Consider the following 23,466-nt stretch of genomic DNA (forward strand, 5'->3'; position numbering starts at 1 on the left):
ACGTCAGCGCTCCCGGCTGCGGCGGTGGCTGAGCACGGCGCTGAGCCGGGCGACGACACCGCGCGGCGTGGTGCGCAGGATGCCGGCGATCAGCTTCCAGCGCTTGCTGGGCACGGACACGGGCTTGCCGCGGGCGACGTCGCGCAGGCAGTCCTCGACCAGGCGATCGGCGCTGAGCCACAGCACCCCGGGGATCGAGGAGCCCTTGATGCCGGCGCGGGAGTGGAACTCGGTGCGCACCCAGCCCGGCATCAGCGCGGTCACCTGCACACCGGTGCCGGCCAGCTGCACGCCGAGGGACTCGGAGTAGTTACTCACCCAGGCTTTGATCGCGGAGTAGTTGTTCTGCGTGACCAGGCCGCTGACGGAGGAGACATTGATGATCCAGCCCTGGCCGCGCTCGCGCATGCCGCGTCCTGCGGCGCCGCCGAGCTTGAGGACCGCGCGGATCATCACCTCGAAGCCGAGGTCGTGGGGCGTGAGGTCCTCATCGAGCAGGCTCGCCCGCACCGAGAAGCCCGCGTTGTTCACGAGCACGTCGACCGGATCGGTGCCGGTCTCCAGACGGTCCGCGACACGCTGCTGCGCCTCGCGGTCGGCGAGATCGGCGACCAGCGTCTCGACCTCGACCCCATAGTCATCGCGCAGCTTCTGGGCGGCCTCGTCGAGCCGCTCGGCATCCCGTGCGACCAGCACGAGCGAGGCTCCACGAGTGGCGAATGCTCTGGCGAAAGCGGCCCCGATGCCCGCGGTGCCGCCGGTGATCAGGGCCCTATGCATGGCGGCTACGATACACTAGCGCCGCCCTGACCAGCGCTGGGACGACCCCTCGCGAGGCGACCCCGAGGCGCGTGAGCCGCCGCCCGGATCCGCCCTCCACCTCCGTTCTCGCTCCCCGGCTCCTCGTCAGCTCCTGCCGTACCCGTCCACAAAGGGAATCCATGTCGAACAGCACCACGCCCGCCGACCAGTCCGCCTCCGGCGGATCCACCAGCGGGGGCCGACGGATCCTGCTGACCGGCGTGACCGGCTTCCTGGGGCAGGCGGTGCTGCGCTCGCTGCTCGAGACCACCCAGGACACGCACGTGACCGCCGTGATCCGCCCCAAGGGCTCGGTCGACGGGCGCAAGCGCCTCGAGCAGCTGCTGCGCAAGCCCGTGTTCGCCTCATGGGTCGAGAAGATCGGCAAGGACGAGGCCAAGGCCGTCTTCGACGCGCGCGTCGGCGTGCTCGAGGGTGACCTGACCGACATGCCCGTGATCGAGGAGCCGCTGGACGTCGTCATCCACTCGGCCTCCTCCGTCTCCTTCGACCCGCCGATCGACGAGGCCTTCCGCACCAACGTCGGCGGCGCCCGCAACCTCTACGAGGCACTGCTGGAGTCGGGACAGGACCCGCACGTCATCCACGTCTCGACCGCCTACGTCGGCGGAATCTCCAAGGGGCTGCGCCAGGAGGGCCGGCTCGGGGCCGACGTGAACTGGCGCGATGAGTACCAGGCCGCCATCGAGGCACGCTCCCGGGTCGAGGCGGAGTCGCGCCGGCCCGAGACGCTGCGCTCCCAGATGCGCACCGCGAAGCTGCGCGACGGGAGGATGGGCCCCAAGGCCGTCGCCTCCGCCACCGAGGAGGCCCGCCGCGACTGGGTCGATCAGCGCCTGATCGACTTCGGCCGCACCCGCGCCCAGTCCGTGGGCTGGACCGACATCTACACCTTCACCAAGGCCATGGCCGAGCAGGTCGCCGAGGAGCTGTGGGCCGACGCCGGCCACCGCGTCTCCTTCGTGCGCCCCTCGATCATCGAATCCGCGATGCGTCGGCCCTACCCCGGCTGGATCGACGGCTACAAGGTCGCCGACCCGCTGATCATGGCCTACGGCCGCGGCTCGCTGCCGGAGTTCCCGGGCCTGGCCGACTCCGTCCTGGACATCATCCCCGTCGACTTCGTGGTCAACGTGATCGTCGCGCTGGCCACCCAGGACGTCTCCCGCCGCGGCGATGACGCCTACTTCCAGGTGGTCTCCGGCGCGACCAATCCGCTGGCCTTCCACGAGATGGTCAGCGCGGTGCGGGAGTACTTCCTCGAGCACCCGCTGGAGGACGACAACGGCCAGCCCGTCCAGATCCCGGAGTGGAACTTCCCGGCGGTCGAGATGGTCGAGCAGCGCTTCCGGGCCAAGGAGATCGTCGCCAAGGCCGGAGCCACCGCGGTCGCCTACCTGCCCGCGACCAAGCGCACCCGGCAGTGGACCTCCGACCTGCACAAGGCCACCTCCGGGCTGACCATGCTGCGCAAGTACATCGAGCTGTACCGGCAGTACACCAAGACCGAGATGGTCTTCGACGACGCCAACACCCGTGCGCTGCGGGAGGAGCTCCCGGCGGAGTTCCTCGCCGAGCACGACTTCGACGTCACGGAGATCTCCTGGCGCGAATACTTCCAGCAGCAGCACCTGCCGGCGGTCACCGAGCTGACCAAGGCGTACTCCCGGGCGAAGTCCGCCCAGCGCAAGCGGGCCTCCCGCCCCACGCCGGAGCTGACGCAGAACCCGAACGCGCTCGCCGTGTTCGATCTCGACGGCACCGTGCTGGCCACCAACATCGTCCAGCAGTACTTCGCCGTGGTCCGGGCGACGCGCCCGCGCCGGGTGTGGCCCGCCGAGATCGGTGGCCTGCTGGCCGCCGTGCCGGGCTACCTGCGCGCCGAGCAGCGCGACCGCTCCGAGCTGATCCGCCTGGTCAACCGCCGCTACAAGGGCTACCGCGCCGACGAGCTGCGCGAGCTCATGCGGGGCGAGGCCGGCCGGCGCATCCGTGCCTCGATCCGCTCCGAGGCCCTCGAGGTGATCGAGCGCCACCGGGCTGCCGGGCACCGCACCGTGCTGGTCAGCGGCGCGCTGGACGTGCTGGTCGAGCCGCTGGCGGACCTGTTCGACGAGGTCGTCGCCACCCACATGGACGAGGACGCCGCCGGGGTCATGACCGGCTTCCTGGCCACTCCCCCGCTGGTGGACGAGGCCCGCGGGAACTGGCTGCGCAAGTACGCCGCCTCCCACGACGCGGACCTGTCCGCCTCCTACGGCTACGGCGACTCCCACGCCGACGCGGCCTGGCTGGACCTGATGGGCACCCCCACCGCCATCTCGCCCGACCTGGGGCTGTACACCGTGGCAAAGAAGAAGCGGTGGCAGATCCTGGAGTGGTGAGCCGCGCCCACCGGCCGGCACAGGGCCCCGCCTCACCAGGCCCGGGCCGGGTGGGTGCCGGGGGTGCCGGGTGGGTGCCGGGTGAGTACTGAATGAGTGCCGGGTGAGTGCCGCGGCCCGTGGGGACGCGCAACTTTATGGACGCCAGCGCGAGCTGGACGAGCTGAGGCCGCGTGACTCGGCGCCGGCGTCCAGGAAGTTGCGCCGGCCCCGCCCGTGTGGAACCAGGCGCCGACTCCCCCGACCCTCGTGGCGGGTCTGCGCCCTGGACGGTTCCTCCCCATCGATCCGCCATCCCCTGCCAGGAGTCCGTGATGGCGACACCCGGCCGTCCCCGGGCAGGCTCGGCCCATGCACACGGCCAGCGACCTCGTCGTCCCCGCCGGTGCGCACCCGCCCGGTCGGCCTCGCGGTCAGGTGCGCGGAACCCTTCGCCTTCCTCCGCGAAGCACCTCGGTGATCAGCCGTCGGCAGCTGTTGGATGCGGGGTTCTCCAGCTCCCAGCTGCGCGCGAGAGCGGGTAACACGTCCCTCCAGCGCATAGCCCCCGGGTGGTACGCACACCCCGACGCAGAGTCCCGGCTGGTTCGCGCGCTCTCCGCGGGCTACCGCCTGACCTGTCTCGACGCGGTGGAGATGCACGGCCTGTGGACGCCTCACCGAGCGGGCGCCGACGCCCGCCGACTCCACGTGTACCGGAACCGGCGATGCGTCGCGTGCCCGCCGTGGGCTGTCGATCACAGTGCCGGGCTTCGCGCGTGGCCCGAGCCGGACCCGGTCGCATCCCTCCCTCTTGCTCTCCAGCACGTCGTCCGTTGCCTGGACGGCGAATCGGCAGCGATCCTCCTGGAGTCAGCGATCGAACGCAGGCTGCAGGAGCCGGCCGCGGTGCAGGGGCTCCTCGACGAGCTGCCCACCCGGCCTCGTTCGCGCGTCGGAAGAATCTCCACCGCGAGCGACTCGGGCTCGGAGACCCGTGTGGTGCGAGCTCTCCGACGGCGTGGGTTCCATGTCGAGCAGCAGGTCTTCGTCGAGGGCGCGGGATACGTCGACGCCTACGTCGCCGGGGTGTTCCTGGAGATCGACGGACGCGCCCATCACAGCTCCCCCGAAGCCTTCGAGGCGGACCGGCAGCGAGACCTCGCGGTGCGGCGGCACGGTCTGCAGCTGATCCGCCTCAGCTACGCCCAGACCTGGCGGACGTGGGAGCACACGCTGAAGGCTCTCCTGGAAACCATCGAGCAGGTGGGTCCACTGGGGCGACGCAAGGTTGCTCAGCTGACCTGAACCGGGACGGCTGCGGGGCAGGCCGCAACTAGTTGGACGTCTGCGCATCCTCGACCCCTCTGAGTGCGGTGACTCGGCGCTGGCGTCCACAAAGTTGCGGAGCGGCGGGTGAAAGTTGCGGAGCGGCGGAATGCAAGAGTTGCCGAGCGGCGGGGCGCAGCTGCAGTGCCGCGGCTGATTGCTGCGCGGAACGGCTCAGAGCACCGAGGCGAGGAATCCCTGCAGTCGCTCGGAGCGGGGATGGTCGATGACCTGCTCGGGGGTGCCGCGCTCGATGATGCGGCCCTCGTCCATGAACACGACCTGGTCTGCCACTTCACGGGCGAAGCCCATCTCGTGGGTCACGACGACCATGGTCATCCCGTCGGCCGCCAGATCCTTGAGCACGGCGAGCACCTCGGAGACCAGTTCGGGATCCAGGGCGCTGGTGGGCTCGTCGAAGAGCATCAGCTCGGGGTCCATGGCCAGGGCGCGCGCGATCGCGACGCGCTGCTGCTGGCCGCCGGAGAGCTCGGAGGGGTAGTGGTCGGCCCGGTCGGCCAGCCCCACCCGGGCCAGCAGCTCGCGCGCCTTCTTCTCCGCCTCGGCCTTGGACACGCCGCGCACCTGCACGGGTGCCTCCATGACGTTGCCCAGCGCGGTGAGGTGCGGGAAGAGGTGGAAGCGCTGGAAGACCATGCCGATGCGGGAGCGCTGGGCGGCGATCTGCTTGGGCGAGAGCCTCTGCAGCCTGCCGTCGGGCAGCGGCTGCTCGGCGTAGCCCTGCAGCTCGCCCTCGATGCGCACGGTGCCGGCGGTGGCGTCCTCGAGCTGGTTCAGGCAGCGCAGCAGCGTGGACTTGCCGGAGCCCGACGGGCCGACGAGCACCGCGACCTCACCGGAGCGCACCGTGAGGTCGCAGTCCTTGAGGACGTGGAGGTCGCCGAAGGCCTTGTGCAGGCCCTCGACCTCGATCACCGGCGGGGCGTCCGGCGCGCCGGTGGGGTGGGACGGGGCGGCGGGGTCCGACGGTGCGGGCTCCGGGGAGCCGGAAGCAGCGGGGTTCTGGGTCATCACAGCTCCACCTCCGGGAGCGGGTCGTGCGGGGTGGTGCCGGCGCGGTTGACCGCCGCCTGGCGCGAGGCGGTCGAACCGCGGCGAGGAGCGGCCGGGGTGCGGTCGTCGAAGCCGCGACCGAAGTACTTCTCGAGGTAGTACTGGCCGACCATGAGCACACTGGTGATCGCCAGGTACCACAGAGCTGCGACGATCAGCAGCGGGATCGGGGTGAACAGCTTGTTGGCGATGCCGTTGGTGGCGAAGGTCAGATCCAGCGTGAACGGCACGGCGAGCACCAGCGAGGTGGTCTTGAGCATGCCGATGGTCTCGTTGCCCAGCGGCGGGACGATCACCCGCATGGCCTGGGGCACGATGATGCGCCGCAGGATCGTCCCGTTGCTCATGCCCAGCGCCTTGGAGGCCTCGCTCTGGCCGCGGTCGACGCTGTTCAGGCCGGATCGGATGATCTCGGCGAGGTAGGCGCCCTCGTTCAGGCCCAGGCCGATCACCGCCATCCAGAACGCGGTCAGCAGGTCACGGGTGGAGAAGCTCAGCAGCTCCGGCCCGAAGGGCACGCCGACGGCGATCTTGGGCACGATCACGGTGAACAGGCCCCAGAACACCAGCTGGGTGTACACCGGGATGCCGCGGAAGACGAAGATGTAGACCCAGGAGACGCCACGCAGGACCGGATTGTCGCTGCGGCGCATCACCGCGGCCAGCAGGGCGACGATCGTGCCGAGGACCATCGACAGCACCGTCAGCAGCAGCGTCCAGCCGACGCCCTGGACGACCTTGATGTCGAAGAGGTACGTGGCGACGGTGCCCCATTCCAGCACCGGGTTGCGCACCAGGAAGGTGAGCAGACCCAGGGCCAGCAGGGCGACGATGATCGCGGAGATCCAGGTGCCCGGGCGCGGGGCGGCCTTGGCACGGATCGGGGTGAAGCCGTCCGGGCCGGCGGGCGCGGGCGTGGGGGCGGTCTCGGTGCTGGTCACGGCTGGGGGTTCACTTCCGCGGTCGGGATCATGCCGGATTCGTTGCCCCATGCGGCGAGGATGCGCTGCATGTGGCCGGAGTCGATGAGGTGCTGGACGGCGGCGCGGATCGCCTCGGCCAGCTCGGGCTGGTCCGGGGAGACGACGATGCCGTTCAGGGCGGATTCCTCGATCTCGCCGATCGCCTCGAGGTTCCCGCGGGAACGGGCGATGGCGTAGGCGGTCACCGGGGAGTCGGCCATGAGGATGTCGCCCTTGCCGCCGGCGACGTTGGTCGCGGCGTCGGAGTTGGAGGCGTAGGCCAGCAGGTCGTAGCCACGCTCCCCCGCCTCCCGGCACTGCTGGGAGCGCTCGTTCGAGAGTTCTTCCTGATACGTGCCGACCTGCACCGCGACCCGCTTGCCGCAGAGGTCGTCGGGGTGGATGTCGAAGGGGTTGCCGGCCTTGACCGCGTAGGAGATCCCCGCCTGGAAGTAGGAGACCATGGTGACCGTCGCCAGGCGCTCCTCGTTGATCGTGAAGCTGGAGATACCCACGTCGTAGCTCGAGCCGACGGCGGGGATGATCTGTGCGAACACCGCGGCCTCGGTACGTGTGGCCAGGCCCAGCACCTTGCCGATCGCGGCGAGGATGTCGATGTCGTAGCCGACGGCCTCGCCGGTGGAGCCGACGAACTCGCCGGGCGCGTAGTTGAGGGCGGCGCCGTTGATCAGTTCGCCGCGCTCGCGGATGTCGGCCGGGACCAGCTCGGCGAGCTCCGGGACCTCGGTGATCTCCGAGAGGCCCACCTCGGGCACCGCGTTCGCTTCGGCGTCCAGGCGCTCGGAGGCGCGGGTGCAGGAGGCCAGCGCAGGGGTCAGGGCGCCGACGGCGAGTGCGAGCGGCGCGGCATGCAGCAGGCTGCGCCGACGGGGACGGGTGGAAGTCACCCGTGAATACTATTCATGCCACTGCATGAAAACCAATCGTTGTCGCATGGCTCACCGATGCGGCATGCGGGCGCGGCTCGCGCCCCTGCCCCGGACCCCGTGCCCGCGCCCCGTGCCCCGTGCCCCGTGCCCGTGCCCCGTCGCGCGGATGATCAGTCCTCGGCACGCACGCGCCCGGTCTCGTGCGCCCACATCGCGGCCTCGACCCGGTTGCGCACGCCGAGCTTGGTGAGGATCCCGCCGATGTGGGTCTTCACGGTCCCCAGGGACAGGTGCATCTGGGCGCCGATCTCGGTGTTGGTGCGGCCGGCGGCGAGCAGGGCGAGGACTTCCTCCTCGCGCGGGGAGAGCGGGTCGGTCGGGGCGCGGGGTGGGGCGACGGGCCGACGGGAGAACTCCCCCAGCATCCGGGCGGTGATCTTCGGCGCGATCAGGGCGTCCCCGGCCGCGGCGGCCCGCACCGCCTCGCCCAGCAGTTCGGGGCCGGCGTCCTTGAGCAGGAATCCGCGTGCCCCGGCGCGCAGGGCGCCGTGGACGTATTCGTCGAGGTCGAACGTGGTGATCACGACGATGGCGAGCGGGTCGGAGACGGCGGGCCCGGAGAGCTTCCTGGTCACCTCGATGCCGTTGAGCCCGGGCATGCGGATGTCCACCAGGCACACGTCCGGGCGCAGCTGCTGGGCCATGGTCACAGCCTCGATCCCGTCGGCCGCCTCCCCGATCACGTCGATGCCGGGCCGGGTGCCCAGCAGCAGGCGCAGCCCGGTGCGTACCGGCTCCTGGTCGTCGGCGATCAGGACTGTCAGCGGGCGGGGCGAGCCGGCCGGACTCGGTGCGTCGGCTCCTGACGCGTCATCAGGACTGGTCATGCCGCCTCCGGAGTGGACGGGACCTGGGCGCGCAGCAGCCATCCGCCGTCGGGGACGGGGCCGGCCTCGAGGGTGCCGCCGAGCAGGGTGACGCGCTCGGTCATCCCCAGCAGACCGTGACCGCCACCGGATCCGTCGGCCCGGTGCGGGGCCACGTCCCGGGGGCCGTCGTCCCGCACCTCCAGCACTGTGCGGGCGTCGCGGACGCTCACTCTCACGTCGATCGCGCGGGCGCCGCGGGCGTGGCGCCGGGCGTTGGTCACGCCCTCCTGGGCGATGCGGAACAGGGTCGACTGCACGATCTGCGGCATCTCGCCCGCGAGCTGGTCGGTGCCGGTGATCCGCACGGTGACCTGCGGCGGGCCGGGATCGGCGAGCGCCTCGAGCTGGGCGAGGCCGGCGGCGGGGGCCAGCTCCGTCTCGGGCAGGTCGACGTCGGCGGGCATGGGATCGGAGGCGGCAGCCCCGGCGGCCGGGCTCCCCGTGGCCCCGGAACCACCCGTCGGCTCCCGGAGCGCGCGAACCAGGGCGCGGGTCTCGGCGAGCACGTTCTGCGCCTCGCGTTCGATGACGGCGAGGGATTCGGCGACCTGGTTGCGGTCCTCCGGCATGGCGGAGGCGACCTGGGCGCGGATGGCGATCGTGGTGACGTGGTGGGCGACGGTGTCGTGCAGGTCCCGCGCGAGGGCCTCACGCTCCCGCGATCGCGCCATCTCGATCTCTCGGGCGCGGGCCTGGACGCGCTCGCGCACCAGCGCACCGCTCAGCGCGGTGGCGCCGAGCACGGCAATCCCCACGACGACGTCGGCGAGCGCGGCGCGGCTCTGCAGCAGGGTCAGCGCCTGGCCGGCGGCCAGCAGTGTCCCGCCGACGACGCGCATGCGAGCAGTTCCGTGACGGAACAGTGCGTACGGCACGGTGAGCAGCACGACCATCGCTCCCATACCGACCGCGACGTGCCCGGACGCGGCCTGCACGATGCCCAGTACAGCGCCGAGCAGGGTGATCCAGGTCAGCACCAGCAGCGGATGGCGGCGACGCCACGGCAGTCCGGCGATCATGGCGATCGCCGCGGCCGTGGTGAGCGCGGGCAGAGGGAGGTCTGTGCGCAGCATGCCCTCGGCCAGGGCGATGAGAGTAAAGGGGATCAGCAGCAGGGCGTCGCGGGGTCGGGGACCGGCGGCGGGTGTCGTGACCAGCCCGTCCGCCCAGGGCGGGAGAGCGCGACTCGGTGACGGGGCCGGGCCTGTGGAGTTCGGATTCGAGAAGCCCGCGCTCGAGACGCCCGGACCCGGCGGATCCGCGGCCGATGACGCCGATGTCGAGGGCACGGACGGGGGCATCGCGCTCACGCCTGCGCGGCTTTGGGGCGGGCCGTGCCGGCACGGCGGGACGTCTTCGTGAGACGGCCGGAGGTCGTCGAGGGTCGGCGGCGCGGGCGGATCCAGCGGGCGATCACGAGCTCGGCGACCACGATGTTGATCAGCCACCCGGCGTCCATCTGCAGCAGCCGGCCGAGCTCGTCGGGCGGGCCGAACAGGATCATCGGCGGGGCGGAGGTCAGCACCTGGGTGCCGGCGCCGAGGGCGAGGGCGTAGGCGCGGATCATCCAGGCCGCGTGGGTCGGAACGTCCCGTCGGCCGATCGCGACCAGCGCGAGCACCAGAGCCACGGCCATGCCGATCCCCACCACGTAGCGGGAGATCAGCAGACCCACACCGTCGATCGCCGGGAACTCATAGGCCACGTTCATCCACAGGCCCGTCAGCGCGACGGCGAATCCGGCCGGGACCAGGACATACCGGCCCATCGCGCGATGGAGGCCGAGGTTGCGGCGGCGCACGGTGGGCAGGAACTGGCCGATGCCGACGTACGAATAGACGATGGCCGCGACGATGTGGATCGCGACGGGCGTGGGCATCTCGACGAAGCGCGCCGTCTCGGGAGTCGCAGGCACGCCGGTGGCCAGGCCTTCGAGCTTCACGGCGCCGGCGATGGAGGGGATGGCCGCGAGCAGGGCGAGGCCGGCGCCGAGCAGCCACTCACGGCGCGGGATCCGCGGCCGCCTGGACTTTCGGGGCCCATCGCGGGACGTGCGGGCAGCGGGCGTGGGGATCGGGTCGGCCGTGGGCGTTGCGTCGGCAGGAGTCGCGTCGGGCAGGGGCGGCGTGGTGTCCATGCGGCCACGCTCCCCCGGCACGGGCCCTGCCCGCTTCGGCCATGTGGCCGAACTTCGACGAGAACCGACGCTGCTCGTGCATCCGGGGCCGCAGGCCGAGGAGGGGCCGGTGCGCGGTGCGGTGCCGCGGCACAGCGAAAGGCTGCTGCGCGGCGGCGAGGCGGGCCCGGGGTCATTCTTGGAGTGTATGGGCTCGGATACGGCCGACGAGGGCCGTTACCGGAACGACGTCACGGTCGCAGCGCGGACAGGTCCGGCCGTCCTCCCAACCGCTGAACCGTCGAGGCCGCGCACGCGGCGGCGAGCTCGCCGGCCTGCGCCGGGGCGGCTCCGTTGCGCAGGCCCGTGACGAGCCCGGCGAGGAAGGCATCGCCCGCCCCGGTCGGGTCGAGGACGCGCTGGGGGCCGTGGGGCAGGAAGCGGTGCCCCTCGTCCCAGACGACCAGGTCACCGGCGTCGGCAACGCCGAAGGCCACCACCTCGACACCTTCATCGAGCACCCCGCGTGCCGCGGAGAGTGCCGCCTCTTCGCTGTCCAGTGCGATCCCCGTCAGCAGCTCACCTTCGTGGGCGTTGGCGCGGACCACGCGGGCCTGCCCGACCAGTGCACGCACCTCGGGCGTCTGCGGGGCGCCATCCAGGACGAGGTCGGCGCCGGTCGCGGTCCCGAGCCGCGCCGCCTCCAGCAGAGCCGGTTCAGGCTGCTGCAGCTGCAGGCACACCGTGTCGGCCTGTGCCACTGCCTCCCGGGCGCTGTACACGTCACCCCCGGTCAGCAGCGCTTCGGTCGGGAATTGTTCGAAGAGGCGACGCCGGCCCTCGGCATCGACCACGTCGACCAGCAGGGCGCTGGTACCACGACGCACCACGGCGCGGACATCGATATCGTCTGCGCGGGCCGAGGCGAGCAGCCGCTCCCCCACCTCGTCCTCACCGACCACGCCGAGCAGCCCCACCGGCGTGCCGAGCTGGCGCATGCCGACGGCCTGGTTCGCGCCCTTGCCGCCCCACATCTCGAGGCGCTCGGCGACGTCCACGCTCGCCCCGGGGTCGGGAACGTGGTCGGTCGAGATCACCAGGTCGCGACCGATCTGGCCGACGACGAGGACGCCGCCGGCCGCCGTGGCGTGTGCCGGATCGCTGTGCGCGCGGTGGTTGTCGACCATGTCCTCTGCCTACCACCGGCTCGGCTCCTGCGCCGCACCTCGGACCGAATGGTGGGTGACGGTGAGCTCGGTCCGGCCACCGCGCAGTGATCACGGGATGATCCAGTGCCCACGGAGCCGCGTCGTCTACCGTGGCCCGCGTGAACCGACCTGTCCAACGCATCATCATCATCGTCCTGGCCCTCGTGCTCGTGGTCCCGATCGGCGTGATCGGGATCGGCCAGCTGCTGGGCAACGACGGCGGTGAGCAGGCCGACCCGACCGCGGTCGAGAACCCGGACAACCGGCCGACGGCGGACCCCGCCGACCAGCCGCCGCGGCCCGAAGTGCCCCGCCCCGAGGAACCCGCGGGCCTGACCGAGCAGACCGATGAGGGTGCGCAGGAGACGGTGACCTACCTGCTCGAGTCGTACACCTACATGATGACCACCGGTGACGTCTCCGTGTGGGAGAGCTCCATCGACCCGCAGTGCCAGGTCTGCATGTCCTTCCTGGACAACGCCCAGCTGCTCGCCGAGCAGGACGGCTACCTGGTCGATGGTGACTTCACCGTGCATTCGACGACGTTCGAGGGCAAGGGCGACCCGCCCGCGAGCGGCGAGGTCGTCGCGGACTTCACCCAGGAGGCAAGCATCCTGGTCGACGATCCCAACCTCCAGGCCAACGAGCTGCCCGAGGTCTCCGGCCAGCTCGTGGCCCAGATCGCCTGGGACGGCGAGCGCTGGCGCGTGACCGATATGAGCATCGCCCCCGAGGGCACGGGCGCCAGCGACGCGGGCGGGGCCAGCGACGCCGGCGGCGCGGGCGTCGGCGGCTGAGCGACACGGGCGGCCGCGCACCCGCCGGTCCCGGTGCGGAGCTCACGAGGGAATCGGGGCGGAGCGCGCGCTCGTCAGGGCGGTCCCCCGATCAGAAGGTGAGGCCGAAGAAGCCGAACCCGTCGGCGTACATCGCCATCCGTAGCGCGATCACGAGACCGACCAGCGCGAGGCCGACGTGAAGACGGCTCGCGTGCGCAGCGCCGGTGGCACGACCGTGCGGGCGGCCAGGAACCCCAAGGCCCGCGCCTCGGCTCACGGCCCACGCACCGAGGAACGCTGCCACCGGAACCCCGAGGAACGGGGTCGAGCGCCGCAGATCCCAGGAACCCACGACGAACGGTGACTCCGGGCCGTCGGGGCCGACGTGGCTCGAGGCCACGATGCTGATCCCCGAGAGCACCGCCGCGATCAGGCACAGAGCGCCCAGGACCACGGAGACGCGGTCGAGGACCGTGCGACGGGTGCGAGTGCGCGGACGGGCGTTCATGGGCTTCACCTTCCCACGGCGACGTGGCAGACGTGGCGCGGAGCCGGCCGGTGCTCTGCTGTTCTCGAACCTGGCAGCCGCGGGGCCGGCCATCGCAGTCCCCTGTCCGCGAAGCGCCACCGGCCGTCGGCAGAGATCCTGGGCTACCGCAGCCCGGGGAGATGGGCAGCGGCCTCCGCCGGGTCGCCGCTGAGCTTGCGCGCCGGAGCCGAGGCCGTCGCCCGGGCAAGCTGCTGGGCTCCGGATGCGCCGGCGGCCTGTGCGATCCGCGCGGTGAGGGTTTCCGGGGACGTGCGCCCGGTGCCGGCGAACCAGACCCAGCGGCCGTCGACGGAACGCGGCGGTGGATCCTGCAGGACCGCGATCAAGGCCGGGCGCCGGCGGGCTGCCTGGGCCGACGGACCGACGAAGTGGATGCCCTGCCGGTTCCAGGCCGAACGCCGGACCGTCGACTGTGGGAAACCGCCCGTCCCGGTCTCGCGACCGTAGCGGCCGGCTCCGGTGACGGGGACCAGGCTGCCCGGGACGATCTGTTCGTAGCGCACGATGTAGGGGCGCATCCCCGGCGCGACGCTCCCGACCAGCAGTCCTCGCTCGCACACGATCAGCCGCTCGCCGCTGATCAGCACCAGGATGCCCGCTGCGAGCAGCGCGAAGATGATGCCGGGTGCCGCGATGAGCAGGGGGGATTCCGCCGGGTTGATCAGCGTGAGCCCCGTGAAGATGAGCCAGACGAACACGATTGCGCCAACGACGACGGTGCCGGGACGGTCCGCGTAGACCTCGAGAGGCCTGCCGAGTTCGCCGGCGTGACGGCGGGCGGCGCGGAAGCCAGCTTCTCCGCTCATCTCCACCCCTCCCGTGCCAGGCTCGGACATCGACACTAGCTGTCGCAACGGACGGAGCCGCAGAAGGCGTTCCGCTTCCCAAGGCCGCCCTCGCGTCACGACACGCTCCCGCTCCGGTAGAGGAACAGGTCGGTGCGGTACGGGACGCCGATGACGGCGCCGCGCTCATGGCCGAGATGGTCGTGGAGGTACCAGTCGAGGTTCGCGAGCACCTTCGCGCGGCGCTCCTCGGGAGCGGTGATGACGTAGCTGCGGGTGCGGGCGAGGTCGATGACGTCGTGGGTGGGCATCGGGTCCTCCCACTCGTGCACGCTGCGCTCGACGAGCGCGAGCTCGGGGCTGACGGTCGGACGGAAGTCCTCGCGATGGATGTCCCCGGCGTGCATGATCCGCGAGAGGCGGTGGACCCACGGGATCCGCACGTCGAGCGTGTTCCACACCAGCGCCAGCACCCCGCCGGGTGCGAGCAGCCGCGCGACCTCGGCGGAGGCGGCGCGGGCGTCGAACCAGTGCCAGGCCTGGGCGACGGTGACCAGGTCGGCCGATGTGTCGGGGAGGCCGGTGGCCTCCGCCGGGGCGAGGTGCGTGGTGAGGTCGGGTGCGGGCGCGGCTGATGGCACCCGCTCGACGTCGTGGCCGGCCGGGAGGGTCGGCGAGGCCGCGCCTGGCCGCGGAGGCCCGGAGCCGGCCGACGGCCCCCGGCGCAGCGCGGTCTCGAGCATGGCGCGACTGGTGTCCACCGCGATGACGTCCAGGCCCCGAGCGACGAGCGCCCACGACAGCTTCCCGGTGCCGGCGCCCAGATCGATCGCCCGGGCGGGGGTTCCGCTCATCGGGCGTGAAACCGGTGCGAGCATCGCCTCGAGCACCGGATCGGGATAGCCGGGACGCAGCCGGTCGTACTCCCCGCCCTGCTCCTCGAAGGCGGCGGCCAGCGCCCGCTTGCGCGCCGCGCTGGCGAACCGGGGCTCCTCACGCGAGGAGACCGGAGGGATCGGCGGGTGAAGCGAATCGGCCACGCCGAGGATCTTAGGGCCGGTGGGCACGCTCAGTAGACCGGCATGGTCATGCTGCCGGCGATCACCAGCACGATGAGCACGATCAGCAGCGCCGCGCAGAGCACAGCGAGGGTCCAGGCCCGCGCGCCCCGCCGGCGTGCGAGCCCCCACGCACCCAGGGCGATCGCGATGAGCGAGAGAGCGAGGCCGAGCCCGCCGACCGGAGCCAGCATCAGCATCGGCTCGTGGACGTCGTGGTGCGTCGACGGCTCCGTGCTGCCGGGCGCCGGCGGCAGGTAGTAGGTGATCCGGGCGGAGGCGATGACGTACTCGGTGACAAGACCTGCCGCCACGGCGCCGAGCACGCCGAGGGCGATGGAGAGCACGGCGATAATGGCGCGGCGGCGCCCAACCGCAGCCGATGCCGAAGGCCTCTGCGACCGCCCGGAACTCATATCCTGTCCTCTCCTGCCGCGCTCACCGCGCCTGACGGTGCGCCACCCAGGAGCGATGCAGGCCGGCGTAGATCCCGTCCGGAAGGCTCACCAGTTCGTCGTGGGTGCCGTGCTCGACTAGGTGCCCCTCATCGAGCACCATGATCCGGTCCGCGCGCTCGGCGGTGGAGAGCCGGTGGGCGATGGTGATGGTGGTTCGACCACGGGCGAGGCCGTCGATGGCCTGCTGCAGGCGCACGTCGGCCGCGGGATCGACCGCACTGGTCGCCTCGTCCAGCACGATCACGTCGGGGTCGACGAGGTAGGCGCGGGCCAGGGCCACCAGCTGCCGCTCCCCCGCGCTGAGCGACTCGCCGCGCTGGCCGACGGGCGTGTCCAGGCCCTCGGGCAGGTCGTCGGCCCAGCCGCCGAGTCCCAGTTCGTCCAGCGCGCGGCGCATCTCCTCGGCGGTGGCGTCGGGCTTGCCGTAGGCCAGGTTGCCGGCGACGGTCGTGTCGAACAGGAACCCTTCCTGCGGGACCATCACCACGCGCTTGCGCAGCGAGGCATAGGTGATCAGGTGCAGGGGCACACCGCCGATCGTGAGCTCACCGCTGGTGGCGTCCATCATGCGGGTCAGCAGCTTGGCGAAGGTGGTCTTGCCGCTGCCGGTCTCCCCCACGATCGCGATCCGGCTGCGGGCGGGGATGTCGACGCTGATGCCGTGGAGCACCTCCGGGCCGGAGGGGTAGCGGTAGTGGAGGTCGCGCACCTCGATGTCCAGCAGACCCTCGGGCAGCGCGGTCGCCCCGTCGGTCGGTTCCAGGCGCCGGCCGGTGTGGGGGTCCATGGCGCCGCCGGGGTCGGCGACGTCGGCCGGGGTGTCGAGCACGCCGAGCACGCGCCGCCAGCCGGCCACCGCGTTCTGGGCCTCCGAGAGCATCTCGATGCCCATCCGCACGGGTTGGCTGAACAGGGAGACCAGGAAGACGAACGCGATCACGCCACCGGCGGTGAGGTCCGCGCCGGGCAGGTTCGCACCGAGGGCCTGGGTACCCAGCAGCACGCCGACCACGACGACGACGCCGGTGGCCAGACCGTCGGCCGTCTCCGAGAGGAACATCGAGGCCGATTGCGGCCGCAGCACGGCGAACTGGGCGTTGCGCACCTGGTCGATCCGGTCGAACTGGTCGTCACGGGTGCGGTTCTCGATGCCGTAGGCGCGCACGGTCGCGGAGCCGACGAGGGCCTCGGAGACGGTCCCGAGCATCTGCCCGACCTTGAGACGGACGGTCTGGAAGCGGGCGCGGATGCGGCGCTGCAGTTTGCTCATGATGAACAGGATCGGCAGGTAGCACAGCCACACGGCCAGCGCGAGCGGCCAGGAGTAGAAGACCATCACACCGGTGGCCAGCACCAGCTGCATGCTCATCACCAGCAGCATCATGCCGCCGAAGCTCATGAACTGGCTGACGGTGTCGACGTCACTGGTCACGCGGGAGACCAGGGCGCCGCGCTGCTCGGTGCCCTGGGTCAGCAGCGAGAGGTCGTGGATGTGGCGGAAGGCGCGTTTGCGCAGGGTCGCCAGCGACGTCTCGGCCAGGCGGAACAGGCGCCGGTTCATGATGACGTTGCAGCCCGCGGTGATCAGCAGCAGCAGTGCGGCCAGTCCGGCGGCGCCGGCGACGAACGCGACGTCGGGCTGCTCGGGGGCGATGATGCCGCGGTCGAGGATGGACTGGACCGCGATGGGCACCACCACCTTGCCGGCGGTGGCGACCACGGCCAGCAGCAGAGTGATCCACAGTCCGCGCAGCAGCTGCGGGGTCAGGGAGAGACCGCGGCGGATGGTGTGGAGGGCGGACTCATCGGTGGTGGTCTCGGTGCCCAGCTCCGAGGAGTTCTGAGCGGCGCGGGCGACGGGTGCGGCGGTCATCGTCCCTCCTCCTGTTCACGGGCGGGGCGTGCGGCGGGGTCCTCGCCCGCGCCGTGGACGGCGGGGTCCTCGCCCGCGCCGCGAGCGGTGCGGTCCTCGCCGGTGCCGAGGGCGGGCGTCGCCCCCGTGCTCGTGTCCGGTTCCTCGCACTCGGAGGTGACGTCCTCGCGCCGGTAGCGGCCGGCGCCGTGACGCTCGACGGCATCGGCCACCGTGCGAGCACGCTCGGCGGGCACGGCGATGCTCGGGTCCGGCCCGTCGCTGGGCTGGGGCCCCTTGGATTCGAGCAGGTTGTGGGAGATCGCGGCCTCGTCGTACGCGTCGACCAGGGCCCGGTACCCGGGGCTCGTCGAGCGCAGCTCCTCGTGGGTGCCGGTGGCCACGACGCGGCCGTGGTCGAGGAAGACCACCTGATCGGCCAGGGAGATCGTGGACTTGCGGTACGCGATCGACAGCAGGGTCGAGGAGGTCATCTCGCGGCGGATCCCGTCGAGGATGGCCAGCTCGACGCTCGGGTCGCAGGCGGAGGTGGCGTCGTCGAGGATCAGCAGCCGGGGGCGGCGGGCGAGCGCGCGGGCCAGGGCGATGCGCTGGCGCTGCCCTCCGGAGAGGGAGCCGCCGCGCTCGCCTAGCTCGGTGTCCAGACCGTCGCTGAGGGCGTCGACGAAGCCCTCCGCCTGGGCGACGCGCAGCGCCCAGCGCACGGTGTCCTCGTCGATGTCCTCGCCGAGGGTCACGTTCTCGCGCACGCTCGCGTCGAAGATGAAGGCCTGCTGGAGGACCAGGGCGACGTCGGCGGTCAGCGCGTCGGCCGTCAGCGAGCGCAGGTCCGCCCCGTCGAGGCGGATGCTGCCCTCGGTGGGGTCGACGAGGCGGGCTGCAAGCAGCGCGAGGGTCGATTTGCCCGAGCCGGTGGCCCCGACGACGGCGAGCACGCGGGTGCCGGCCGACGGGTCGGCGCGCAGGGAGACCTGGTCAAGGGCCCGGGATTCGCGCAGCTGCTGGTCCTCGGGGCGTACGTCGCGGCCCAGGATCACCTGGGAGGGGTCGTCGCGGTAGACGAAGGAGACCCGGTCGACCTCGAACGCACCGGGCCCGTCGGGCAGCGGGTCGGGGCCGTAGGTGCGCTGCTCGCTCACATCAAGGATCTGCTGGACGCGGCCGCCGCCGACGACGGTGCGCGAGAGGTCGCCGAGGACCCAGCCGAAGGAGCGGATCGGCAGCGCCATCAGCGTGAACAGGTAGGAGACCTCGACCAGCTGGCCCGTGGTGAGGTGCCCGTCCCCGATGCGCCAGGCGCCGAGCACGGCGACGGCGAGGATCCCGAGGTTGGGCAGGGCGTCGATCAGGGGATCGAACCAGCCGCGCACGTAGCCGAAGCGGATGCCGGTGCGGCGCAGCTGCTCAGCGGAGTGGTCGAAGCGCTCCTGCTCGACGTCCTCCCGGCCCAGGGACTTGACGACGTTGGCGCCGTCGAAGGACTCGTGGGCGATCTCCGCGACCTCGGCGCGCAGCTGCTGGGAGCGCATCGCCAAGGGGGTCGCGAACCGCTGCAGCAGCACGTTCGCCACGATCAGCAGGACGATCAGGGCGAGCATGACCAGCAGGATCACCGGGTCGATCCGGGCGACGACCACGGTCGCGTAGACCAGCATGGCGATCGTGGCCAGGGCGAAGGGGAACGGCGCCATCGCGAAGAAGGTGGCCTCGATGTCGGCGTACATCGCCGAGAGCAGGGTGCCGGTGGACTGGCGGCGGTGCCACAGCAGCGGCACCTTCGCGTACACGGCGGCCAGTCGCCGGCGGTAGAGGCCGAACAGGTCGAACTGCGTGGCGGCGGCGAAGATGCGGCGGGTCATGACGGAGACGGCGCGGGCGACGCCGATGCCGAGGATGGCCAGACCGCCGCCGAGGACGACGGGGATGACGGGCTCGCCGCGCTGGAAGGAGGGCACGATGACCTCCTCGGTGACGCGGCCGATGATCGCGGAGGTCGCGATCTGCAGCACCGAGAACAGCAGCGCCCCGAGGACGGCGGGGATGAACCACTTGCGCTTCTCCCAGGCACCGGTGAGCAGGCGCTTCATCCCGGGGATGAGCACGGCGGGGTGCTGAGGTGCGGGCACGGCGGGCGGCGCGGAGCCTGCGGGCCGGGAGCTGCCCGTGCGGTCGCCGTGCGGGTGGTTGCCGGGGCGGGGGTGGCCGGAGCGGGTCGCGCCCGGGCCCTCGTGGGCGGATCGGTTCGTGGCGGAGGCGTCGGTGCTGGTCATACGGAGACGAAGTGGCCCACGACGGCGATGGCGAAGACGATGGTGGCCAGCATGGCGAGGGTGAACTCGATGATGATCCCGATGCCCAGGGCCTTGACGGCGACCCAGGCGGATCCGAGGCCCTTCCTCCAGTCCTGCAGGCGCAGCGACTCCGAGACGTACAGGCCGATCACGAAGCCGATCGGCAGGCCCAGCAGGGGGATCACGAACAGGCCGACGATGCCGGAGGCGATGCCGACGTAGATCGGCCACATCGGCACCTCGTGCTGGTGCAGGCGCCGCCCGGTGAGCACGTAGCTGGTGGTCATGCCGATCGCCCCGAGGACCAGGATGATCGCGAAGGCGATCCACGGGATCCAGCCGCCGGTGACGATCGCCCAGATCAGCGTGGCGATCACGATGGTGATCGTGCCGGGCAGGACGGGGACGACGATCCCCACCAGGCCCACGATGTAGGCGAGGCAGACCAGCACGGTCACGATGATCTGGATGGTCAGGGAGTCGACCACGGGTCCTCCGGGGAGTCGAGGGTGGGGGCGCGGCACCGCTGGGAAAGCGGTGCGCCGGGCCGTGACCATCCTATCGGCGCCGTCCCGCCGCCGCTCGTCCGCCCGTCGGGCCCTCAGGGCAGGCGCACCACCTGGCCGGCCCAGGAGAACCCGCCGCCGAACCCGATCAGCAGGGCCGTGGCCCCGGCGGGGATCCGGCCCGCCTCGCGCATCCGGGAGATCGCCAGCGGGATCGTCGCCGCGGAGGTGTTGCCGCTGGTGATGACGTCGTCGGCGATCACCGCGTCCTCACGCAGCCCGAGGGACTCCGCGAGCGGTTCGATCATCCGCAGGTTCGCCTGGTGGGGGACGAAGACGTCGATATCGGCCATGGTCACCCCGGCGGCCTCCACGATCCGGTGGCAGATGGCAGGGGCCTCGCGCAGGGCCCAGCCGAGCACCGCACGTCCCTGCTGGGCGAAGTACGGCCCGGGGCCGGTGATCGTCACGGCATCGGCGAGGTCGGGGACCGTCCCCCACACCACGGGCGCGACGGCGGGCCGCTCGCTCGCGCGCAGCACCACGGCGCCCGCCCCGTCGGCGGTGAGGATGCAGGTGGTGCGGTCGGTGTAGTCGGTGTAGGTCGAGAGCTTCTCCGCCCCGATCACCAGGGTCGTGGTGGAGGCCCCGGCCCGGATCGACTGATCGGCCAGGGCCAGGGCGTGGCTGAAGCCGGAGCAGGCGGCGCCGACGTCGAACGCGGCCGGGGCCGGCAGGCCCAGGGCCTCGGCCACGCGACCGGCAGCGCTGGGTGAGTGCTCATCGTTCGAGCAGGTCGCGACGAGGACCTGGGTGATCTCGGAGGCGTCGATGTCGGCGTCCGCGAGGGCTGCGCGGGCGGCCTCGGTGGCCATGCTCGCGACCGTCTCGTCCTCGCCGGCGATCCGCCGCGATTCGATGCCGGTGCGCTGGCGGATCCACTCGTCGCTGGTCTCGACCAGCTGCTCGAGGTCATGGTTGGTGAGGATCCGGGCGGGGCGATAGTGGCCGGTCCCTATGATCCGTGACCCGGCAGCGGGGGTCGGGGAGTGGAAGGGTGCGAGGGTATCCGGCTGGCTCATCGGCAAGATCTGCTTTCTGGTGTCGAGATGTGCCGCCCGCCGGGGATCGACATCCTCACGCCTCCCGGCCGGGCCCCGATGAGCAGGTCCCGGATGCGCCGGGGCAGCCGGGACGCCGGTGGGTCGGGCCGGTGGGCTCTGGGATCCGGGGTGTGGGGTGAGCAGGAGCGGTGTGGTCGGTGCGGCGAGCGCGCCGAGCACCTTACCGCTGCCGGCTCGGCACGCGGCCGACGGGTGAGGGAGCGGACAGCGTGGCGGCGGCAAGGGGTGGCGGCAGTGCTGGGCGTCGACGGGTGAGGGAGCGGACAGCGTGGGGCACCAGTTAGTGACTCAGCGCCGGGCGCCGACGGGGTGCCCCGCGTCGTCAGTGGCGGGCGGCGCGGCGGTCGACCAGGTCGGCCCCGCTGATCAGGCCCGAGAGTCCCCGCCGGTCGACGAAGAGCACGATCGCGATCGCGACGAGGACGAGGCCGCCCGAGGCGAGGCGCAGCAGCACCGGCAGGACGGGCACCCCGACACCCTCGAGCACGTCGCCGATCGGGGCCAGGGCCGCGTACAGGCCGGCCACGGACAGGGCGCGCGTCAGCCGCCGGCCCGCGCTGCCCCGTCGGCCGTCGAAGACCGGCACGATCCCCACCATCCGCTGCCCGGGCGAGGCGCCGCTGCCCATCAGCGCCGGCAGCACCACGCTCAGCAGCGCCCCGATGAGGAGGGAGGCCAGCGGCAGCACCGCCGCATGGCCGGGCGGATTGGGCACCTCGCCCCCATCACTGGCCAGCGTCCAGACCACGACGTAGGTCAGCAGTCCGGCCGTCAGCAGCAGCCCGGGCAGGGCCGAGATCACCGCACCGTCGATCGCCATCCCCAGCAGGCGGCGCAGCCGGGTCACGGGCCGCGGCGGCAGCGTCGCGAGCGCGGTGGGTTCGGGGATCCAGCCGGCCACCACCGGGGCGAGGAGTGCGCCGATCAGCGCTCCGGCGGTGTTGGTCAGCAGGTCGTCGACGTCGGCCACGCGGTAGGCGCAGTCGAACAGGCCCCACAGCCCGGTGTACTGGGTGGTCTCGATCAGCAGCGAGGCGGCGACGCCGGTGAGGGTGGCGGTGAGGATGCCGCGGCCGGCCATCACGCGGATCAGCACGCCCAGGGGGATGAACAGGACGACATTCAGAATGGGCTGGGCGATCGCCGCGATGGTGGTGGTCGAGCCCAGGCCGTACTGCCCGGCGAGCCGGCCGATGTCGCCGATGGTCGCCAGCGGTACCGGCTGCAGCGAGGTCCCGCCGCCGCCCGCGCAGACCGAGGGGTCAGGAAGCGGCAGCAGCGTGTATGCCACCAGGGCGACGGCGTAGATCGCGACGCCGGCGGCGCCGATGAGGCGGGCGGGGCTGAGGCGCCCGTAGACGTAGTACTGGATGATCAGGATCGGCAGCAGGACCGCGAGGAAGCACAGTGTGCCGCCGAGGAGGCTGAAGGGGATCTGCCAGGCCCATGCGTCGATCATGGCTGAACCCTAAGGTCGCAGGGGGCTCCGGGGGGATGGGCCCATGTGTCTGCGTCGCTCCTACCGTGGGTGGAGCCGATCCCGGGAGGGTCATCCGACGGTTCCTGTGCAGCGTCCAGCAACTGGCCATAGCGTGCTCCTGTGACCGAATTCGTGCGCCTGGCCCTGGTGGGCATCGCGGGCGGCGTGGGGGTGTTCGTCGCGATCCTGCTCCCCGCCGTGCTGCTGCAGCGACGACGCTTCGGCCGGGTGCGGCCGCTGCGGCTGGTCGGTGTGCTGGTGATCTGCGTGTACACCATGACGCTGGCGGGCCTGACGGTCGCTCCTGCCTACGAGGTGGCCAGCACCTGCCAGAACCGGGCGGGCGGCGAGCTGCGGCCCTACCCCTTCAACGCGGTGGGCGAGATCCTCGCGGTCCATGCCGAGGGCACCACCGGGTTGGGCCTGCTGTTGAGCTGGCCGGTGCTGCAGCTGGGCATGAACATCGTGCTGTTCGTGCCGCTGGGGGCGATCCTGCGCGGGGTGTTCCGGCTGGATACGACGACGTCGCTGGCCATCGGGGTGATGCTGTCGGTGCTCATCGAGGCCACGCAGTACACCGGGGCGTGGGGGCTGTATCCGTGCGGGGTGCGGATCGCGGACATCGACGACGTGCTGGCCAATTCCCTCGGTGCACTGCTGGGGGCGCTGATCGCCCCGGTGTTCACCCGGCTGGGAGTGCCGCTGTTCGTCCATGAGCGACCGTTGGACGATGATCGCGGCCGCGAGGGTGGACACGAGGGCGCCGCGGATGAGGACCCGTGGCCGTGACGGTGACCGGCGGGCCGCATCCCTTGTAGCCCGGCTCGGTCACGCGGTCACGCTGTCACGCGGTCACGCGGTCACGCGGT

21 protein-coding genes are annotated in these 23,466 nt (G+C 71.9%); 4 read left to right on the top strand and 17 right to left on the bottom strand.

Translation table 11 applies throughout. The features are described from left to right. Positions 1-3: 3 nt before the first annotated feature. On the bottom strand, positions 4-780 hold the full coding sequence (locus AC5020_RS03925) for an SDR family NAD(P)-dependent oxidoreductase (protein ID WP_377793180.1): 777 nt from the start codon (positions 778-780) through the stop codon (positions 4-6). A gap of 161 nt (positions 781-941) precedes the next feature. On the opposite strand from AC5020_RS03925, the gene AC5020_RS03930 reads away from it, so the two are divergent. Beyond that, positions 942-3,206 (top strand): HAD-IB family hydrolase, encoded by a 2,265-nt coding sequence (locus AC5020_RS03930; protein ID WP_464987306.1) that lies wholly within the window; start codon positions 942-944, stop codon positions 3,204-3,206. Between the two features lie 981 nt (positions 3,207-4,187). Then, on the top strand, positions 4,188-4,493 hold the full coding sequence (locus AC5020_RS03935) for an endonuclease domain-containing protein (RefSeq protein WP_377793182.1): 306 nt from the start codon (positions 4,188-4,190) through the stop codon (positions 4,491-4,493). Between the two features lie 195 nt (positions 4,494-4,688). On the opposite strand, the gene AC5020_RS03940 is transcribed toward AC5020_RS03935, so the two are convergent. The 7 genes from AC5020_RS03940 to AC5020_RS03970 all read right to left on the bottom strand — a co-directional run bounded on the left by AC5020_RS03940 (position 4,689) and on the right by AC5020_RS03970 (position 11,672). Beyond that, positions 4,689-5,546 (bottom strand): amino acid ABC transporter ATP-binding protein, encoded by an 858-nt coding sequence (locus AC5020_RS03940; protein WP_377018400.1) that lies wholly within the window; start codon positions 5,544-5,546, stop codon positions 4,689-4,691. Continuing rightward, complete coding sequence (locus AC5020_RS03945; protein ID WP_377018401.1) at positions 5,546-6,529, bottom strand: amino acid ABC transporter permease; 984 nt, start codon at positions 6,527-6,529, stop codon at positions 5,546-5,548. The genes AC5020_RS03940 and AC5020_RS03945 overlap by 1 nt, the downstream gene beginning before the upstream one ends. Beyond that, positions 6,526-7,458, bottom strand: coding sequence for an ABC transporter substrate-binding protein (locus tag AC5020_RS03950; RefSeq protein ID WP_464987308.1), 933 nt, complete (start codon positions 7,456-7,458; stop codon positions 6,526-6,528). The genes AC5020_RS03945 and AC5020_RS03950 overlap by 4 nt, the downstream gene beginning before the upstream one ends. A 152-nt stretch (positions 7,459-7,610) precedes the next feature. Beyond that, positions 7,611-8,327, bottom strand: coding sequence for a response regulator (locus tag AC5020_RS03955; RefSeq protein WP_377018403.1), 717 nt, complete (start codon positions 8,325-8,327; stop codon positions 7,611-7,613). Then, the gene (locus AC5020_RS03960; protein ID WP_377018404.1) at positions 8,324-9,670 is read right to left on the bottom strand and encodes a sensor histidine kinase; all 1,347 of its coding nucleotides are present in this window, start codon (positions 9,668-9,670) and stop codon (positions 8,324-8,326) included. The genes AC5020_RS03955 and AC5020_RS03960 overlap by 4 nt, the downstream gene beginning before the upstream one ends. 5 nt (positions 9,671-9,675) lie before the next feature. Then, the gene (locus tag AC5020_RS03965) at positions 9,676-10,506 is read right to left on the bottom strand and encodes a DUF2306 domain-containing protein (RefSeq protein WP_464987309.1); all 831 of its coding nucleotides are present in this window, start codon (positions 10,504-10,506) and stop codon (positions 9,676-9,678) included. Positions 10,507-10,736: 230 nt separating this feature from the next. Further along, on the bottom strand, positions 10,737-11,672 hold the full coding sequence (locus tag AC5020_RS03970; RefSeq protein ID WP_464987310.1) for a PfkB family carbohydrate kinase: 936 nt from the start codon (positions 11,670-11,672) through the stop codon (positions 10,737-10,739). A 140-nt stretch (positions 11,673-11,812) separates the two neighbouring features. Here AC5020_RS03970 and AC5020_RS03975 point away from each other — a divergent pair, with 140 nt between their 5' ends. Then, positions 11,813-12,490, top strand: a complete 678-nt coding sequence (locus AC5020_RS03975) for a DUF6318 family protein (protein WP_464987311.1) — start codon at positions 11,813-11,815, stop codon at positions 12,488-12,490. A 91-nt stretch (positions 12,491-12,581) separates the two neighbouring features. Here AC5020_RS03975 and AC5020_RS03980 read toward each other — a convergent pair whose 3' ends face one another. The 9 genes from AC5020_RS03980 to AC5020_RS04020 form a co-directional block, all read right to left on the bottom strand. After that, a complete protein-coding gene (locus AC5020_RS03980; RefSeq protein WP_377803773.1) occupies positions 12,582-12,980 on the bottom strand; it encodes a hypothetical protein in 399 nt (132 codons plus the stop codon). Between the two features lie 143 nt (positions 12,981-13,123). Continuing rightward, the gene (locus AC5020_RS03985; RefSeq protein WP_377803774.1) at positions 13,124-13,828 is read right to left on the bottom strand and encodes a hypothetical protein; all 705 of its coding nucleotides are present in this window, start codon (positions 13,826-13,828) and stop codon (positions 13,124-13,126) included. A 95-nt stretch (positions 13,829-13,923) separates the two neighbouring features. After that, a complete protein-coding gene (locus tag AC5020_RS03990) occupies positions 13,924-14,847 on the bottom strand; it encodes a class I SAM-dependent methyltransferase (protein ID WP_464987312.1) in 924 nt (307 codons plus the stop codon). 29 nt (positions 14,848-14,876) lie between these two features. Beyond that, positions 14,877-15,212, bottom strand: coding sequence for a hypothetical protein (locus tag AC5020_RS03995; protein WP_464987313.1), 336 nt, complete (start codon positions 15,210-15,212; stop codon positions 14,877-14,879). Between the two features lie 91 nt (positions 15,213-15,303). Beyond that, positions 15,304-17,196 carry an ABC transporter ATP-binding protein gene (locus AC5020_RS04000; RefSeq protein WP_464987314.1) on the bottom strand — a complete coding sequence of 631 codons (1,893 nt, stop codon included), beginning with the start codon at positions 17,194-17,196 and terminating at the stop codon, positions 15,304-15,306. After that, positions 17,193-19,466, bottom strand: a complete 2,274-nt coding sequence (locus AC5020_RS04005; protein WP_464987315.1) for an ABC transporter ATP-binding protein — start codon at positions 19,464-19,466, stop codon at positions 17,193-17,195. Before AC5020_RS04005 ends, AC5020_RS04000 begins: the two co-directional genes overlap by 4 nt. After that, a complete protein-coding gene (locus tag AC5020_RS04010; RefSeq protein ID WP_377018414.1) occupies positions 19,463-19,975 on the bottom strand; it encodes a DUF456 domain-containing protein in 513 nt (170 codons plus the stop codon). Before AC5020_RS04010 ends, AC5020_RS04005 begins: the two co-directional genes overlap by 4 nt. Before the next feature lie 113 nt (positions 19,976-20,088). After that, complete coding sequence (locus tag AC5020_RS04015) at positions 20,089-21,075, bottom strand: beta-ketoacyl-ACP synthase 3 (RefSeq protein WP_464987316.1); 987 nt, start codon at positions 21,073-21,075, stop codon at positions 20,089-20,091. Between the two features lie 364 nt (positions 21,076-21,439). Beyond that, entirely contained in the window at positions 21,440-22,576 is a 1,137-nt protein-coding gene (locus AC5020_RS04020) for a VanZ family protein (protein ID WP_464987317.1), read from the bottom strand. Positions 22,577-22,717: 141 nt separating this feature from the next. Between AC5020_RS04020 and AC5020_RS04025 the strand changes: the two genes are divergently transcribed. Then, complete coding sequence (locus AC5020_RS04025) at positions 22,718-23,386, top strand: VanZ family protein (protein ID WP_377793199.1); 669 nt, start codon at positions 22,718-22,720, stop codon at positions 23,384-23,386. The last annotated feature ends 80 nt before the right edge of the window (positions 23,387-23,466 follow it).

Source organism: Brachybacterium sp. SYSU DS0246, assembly GCF_059391765.1.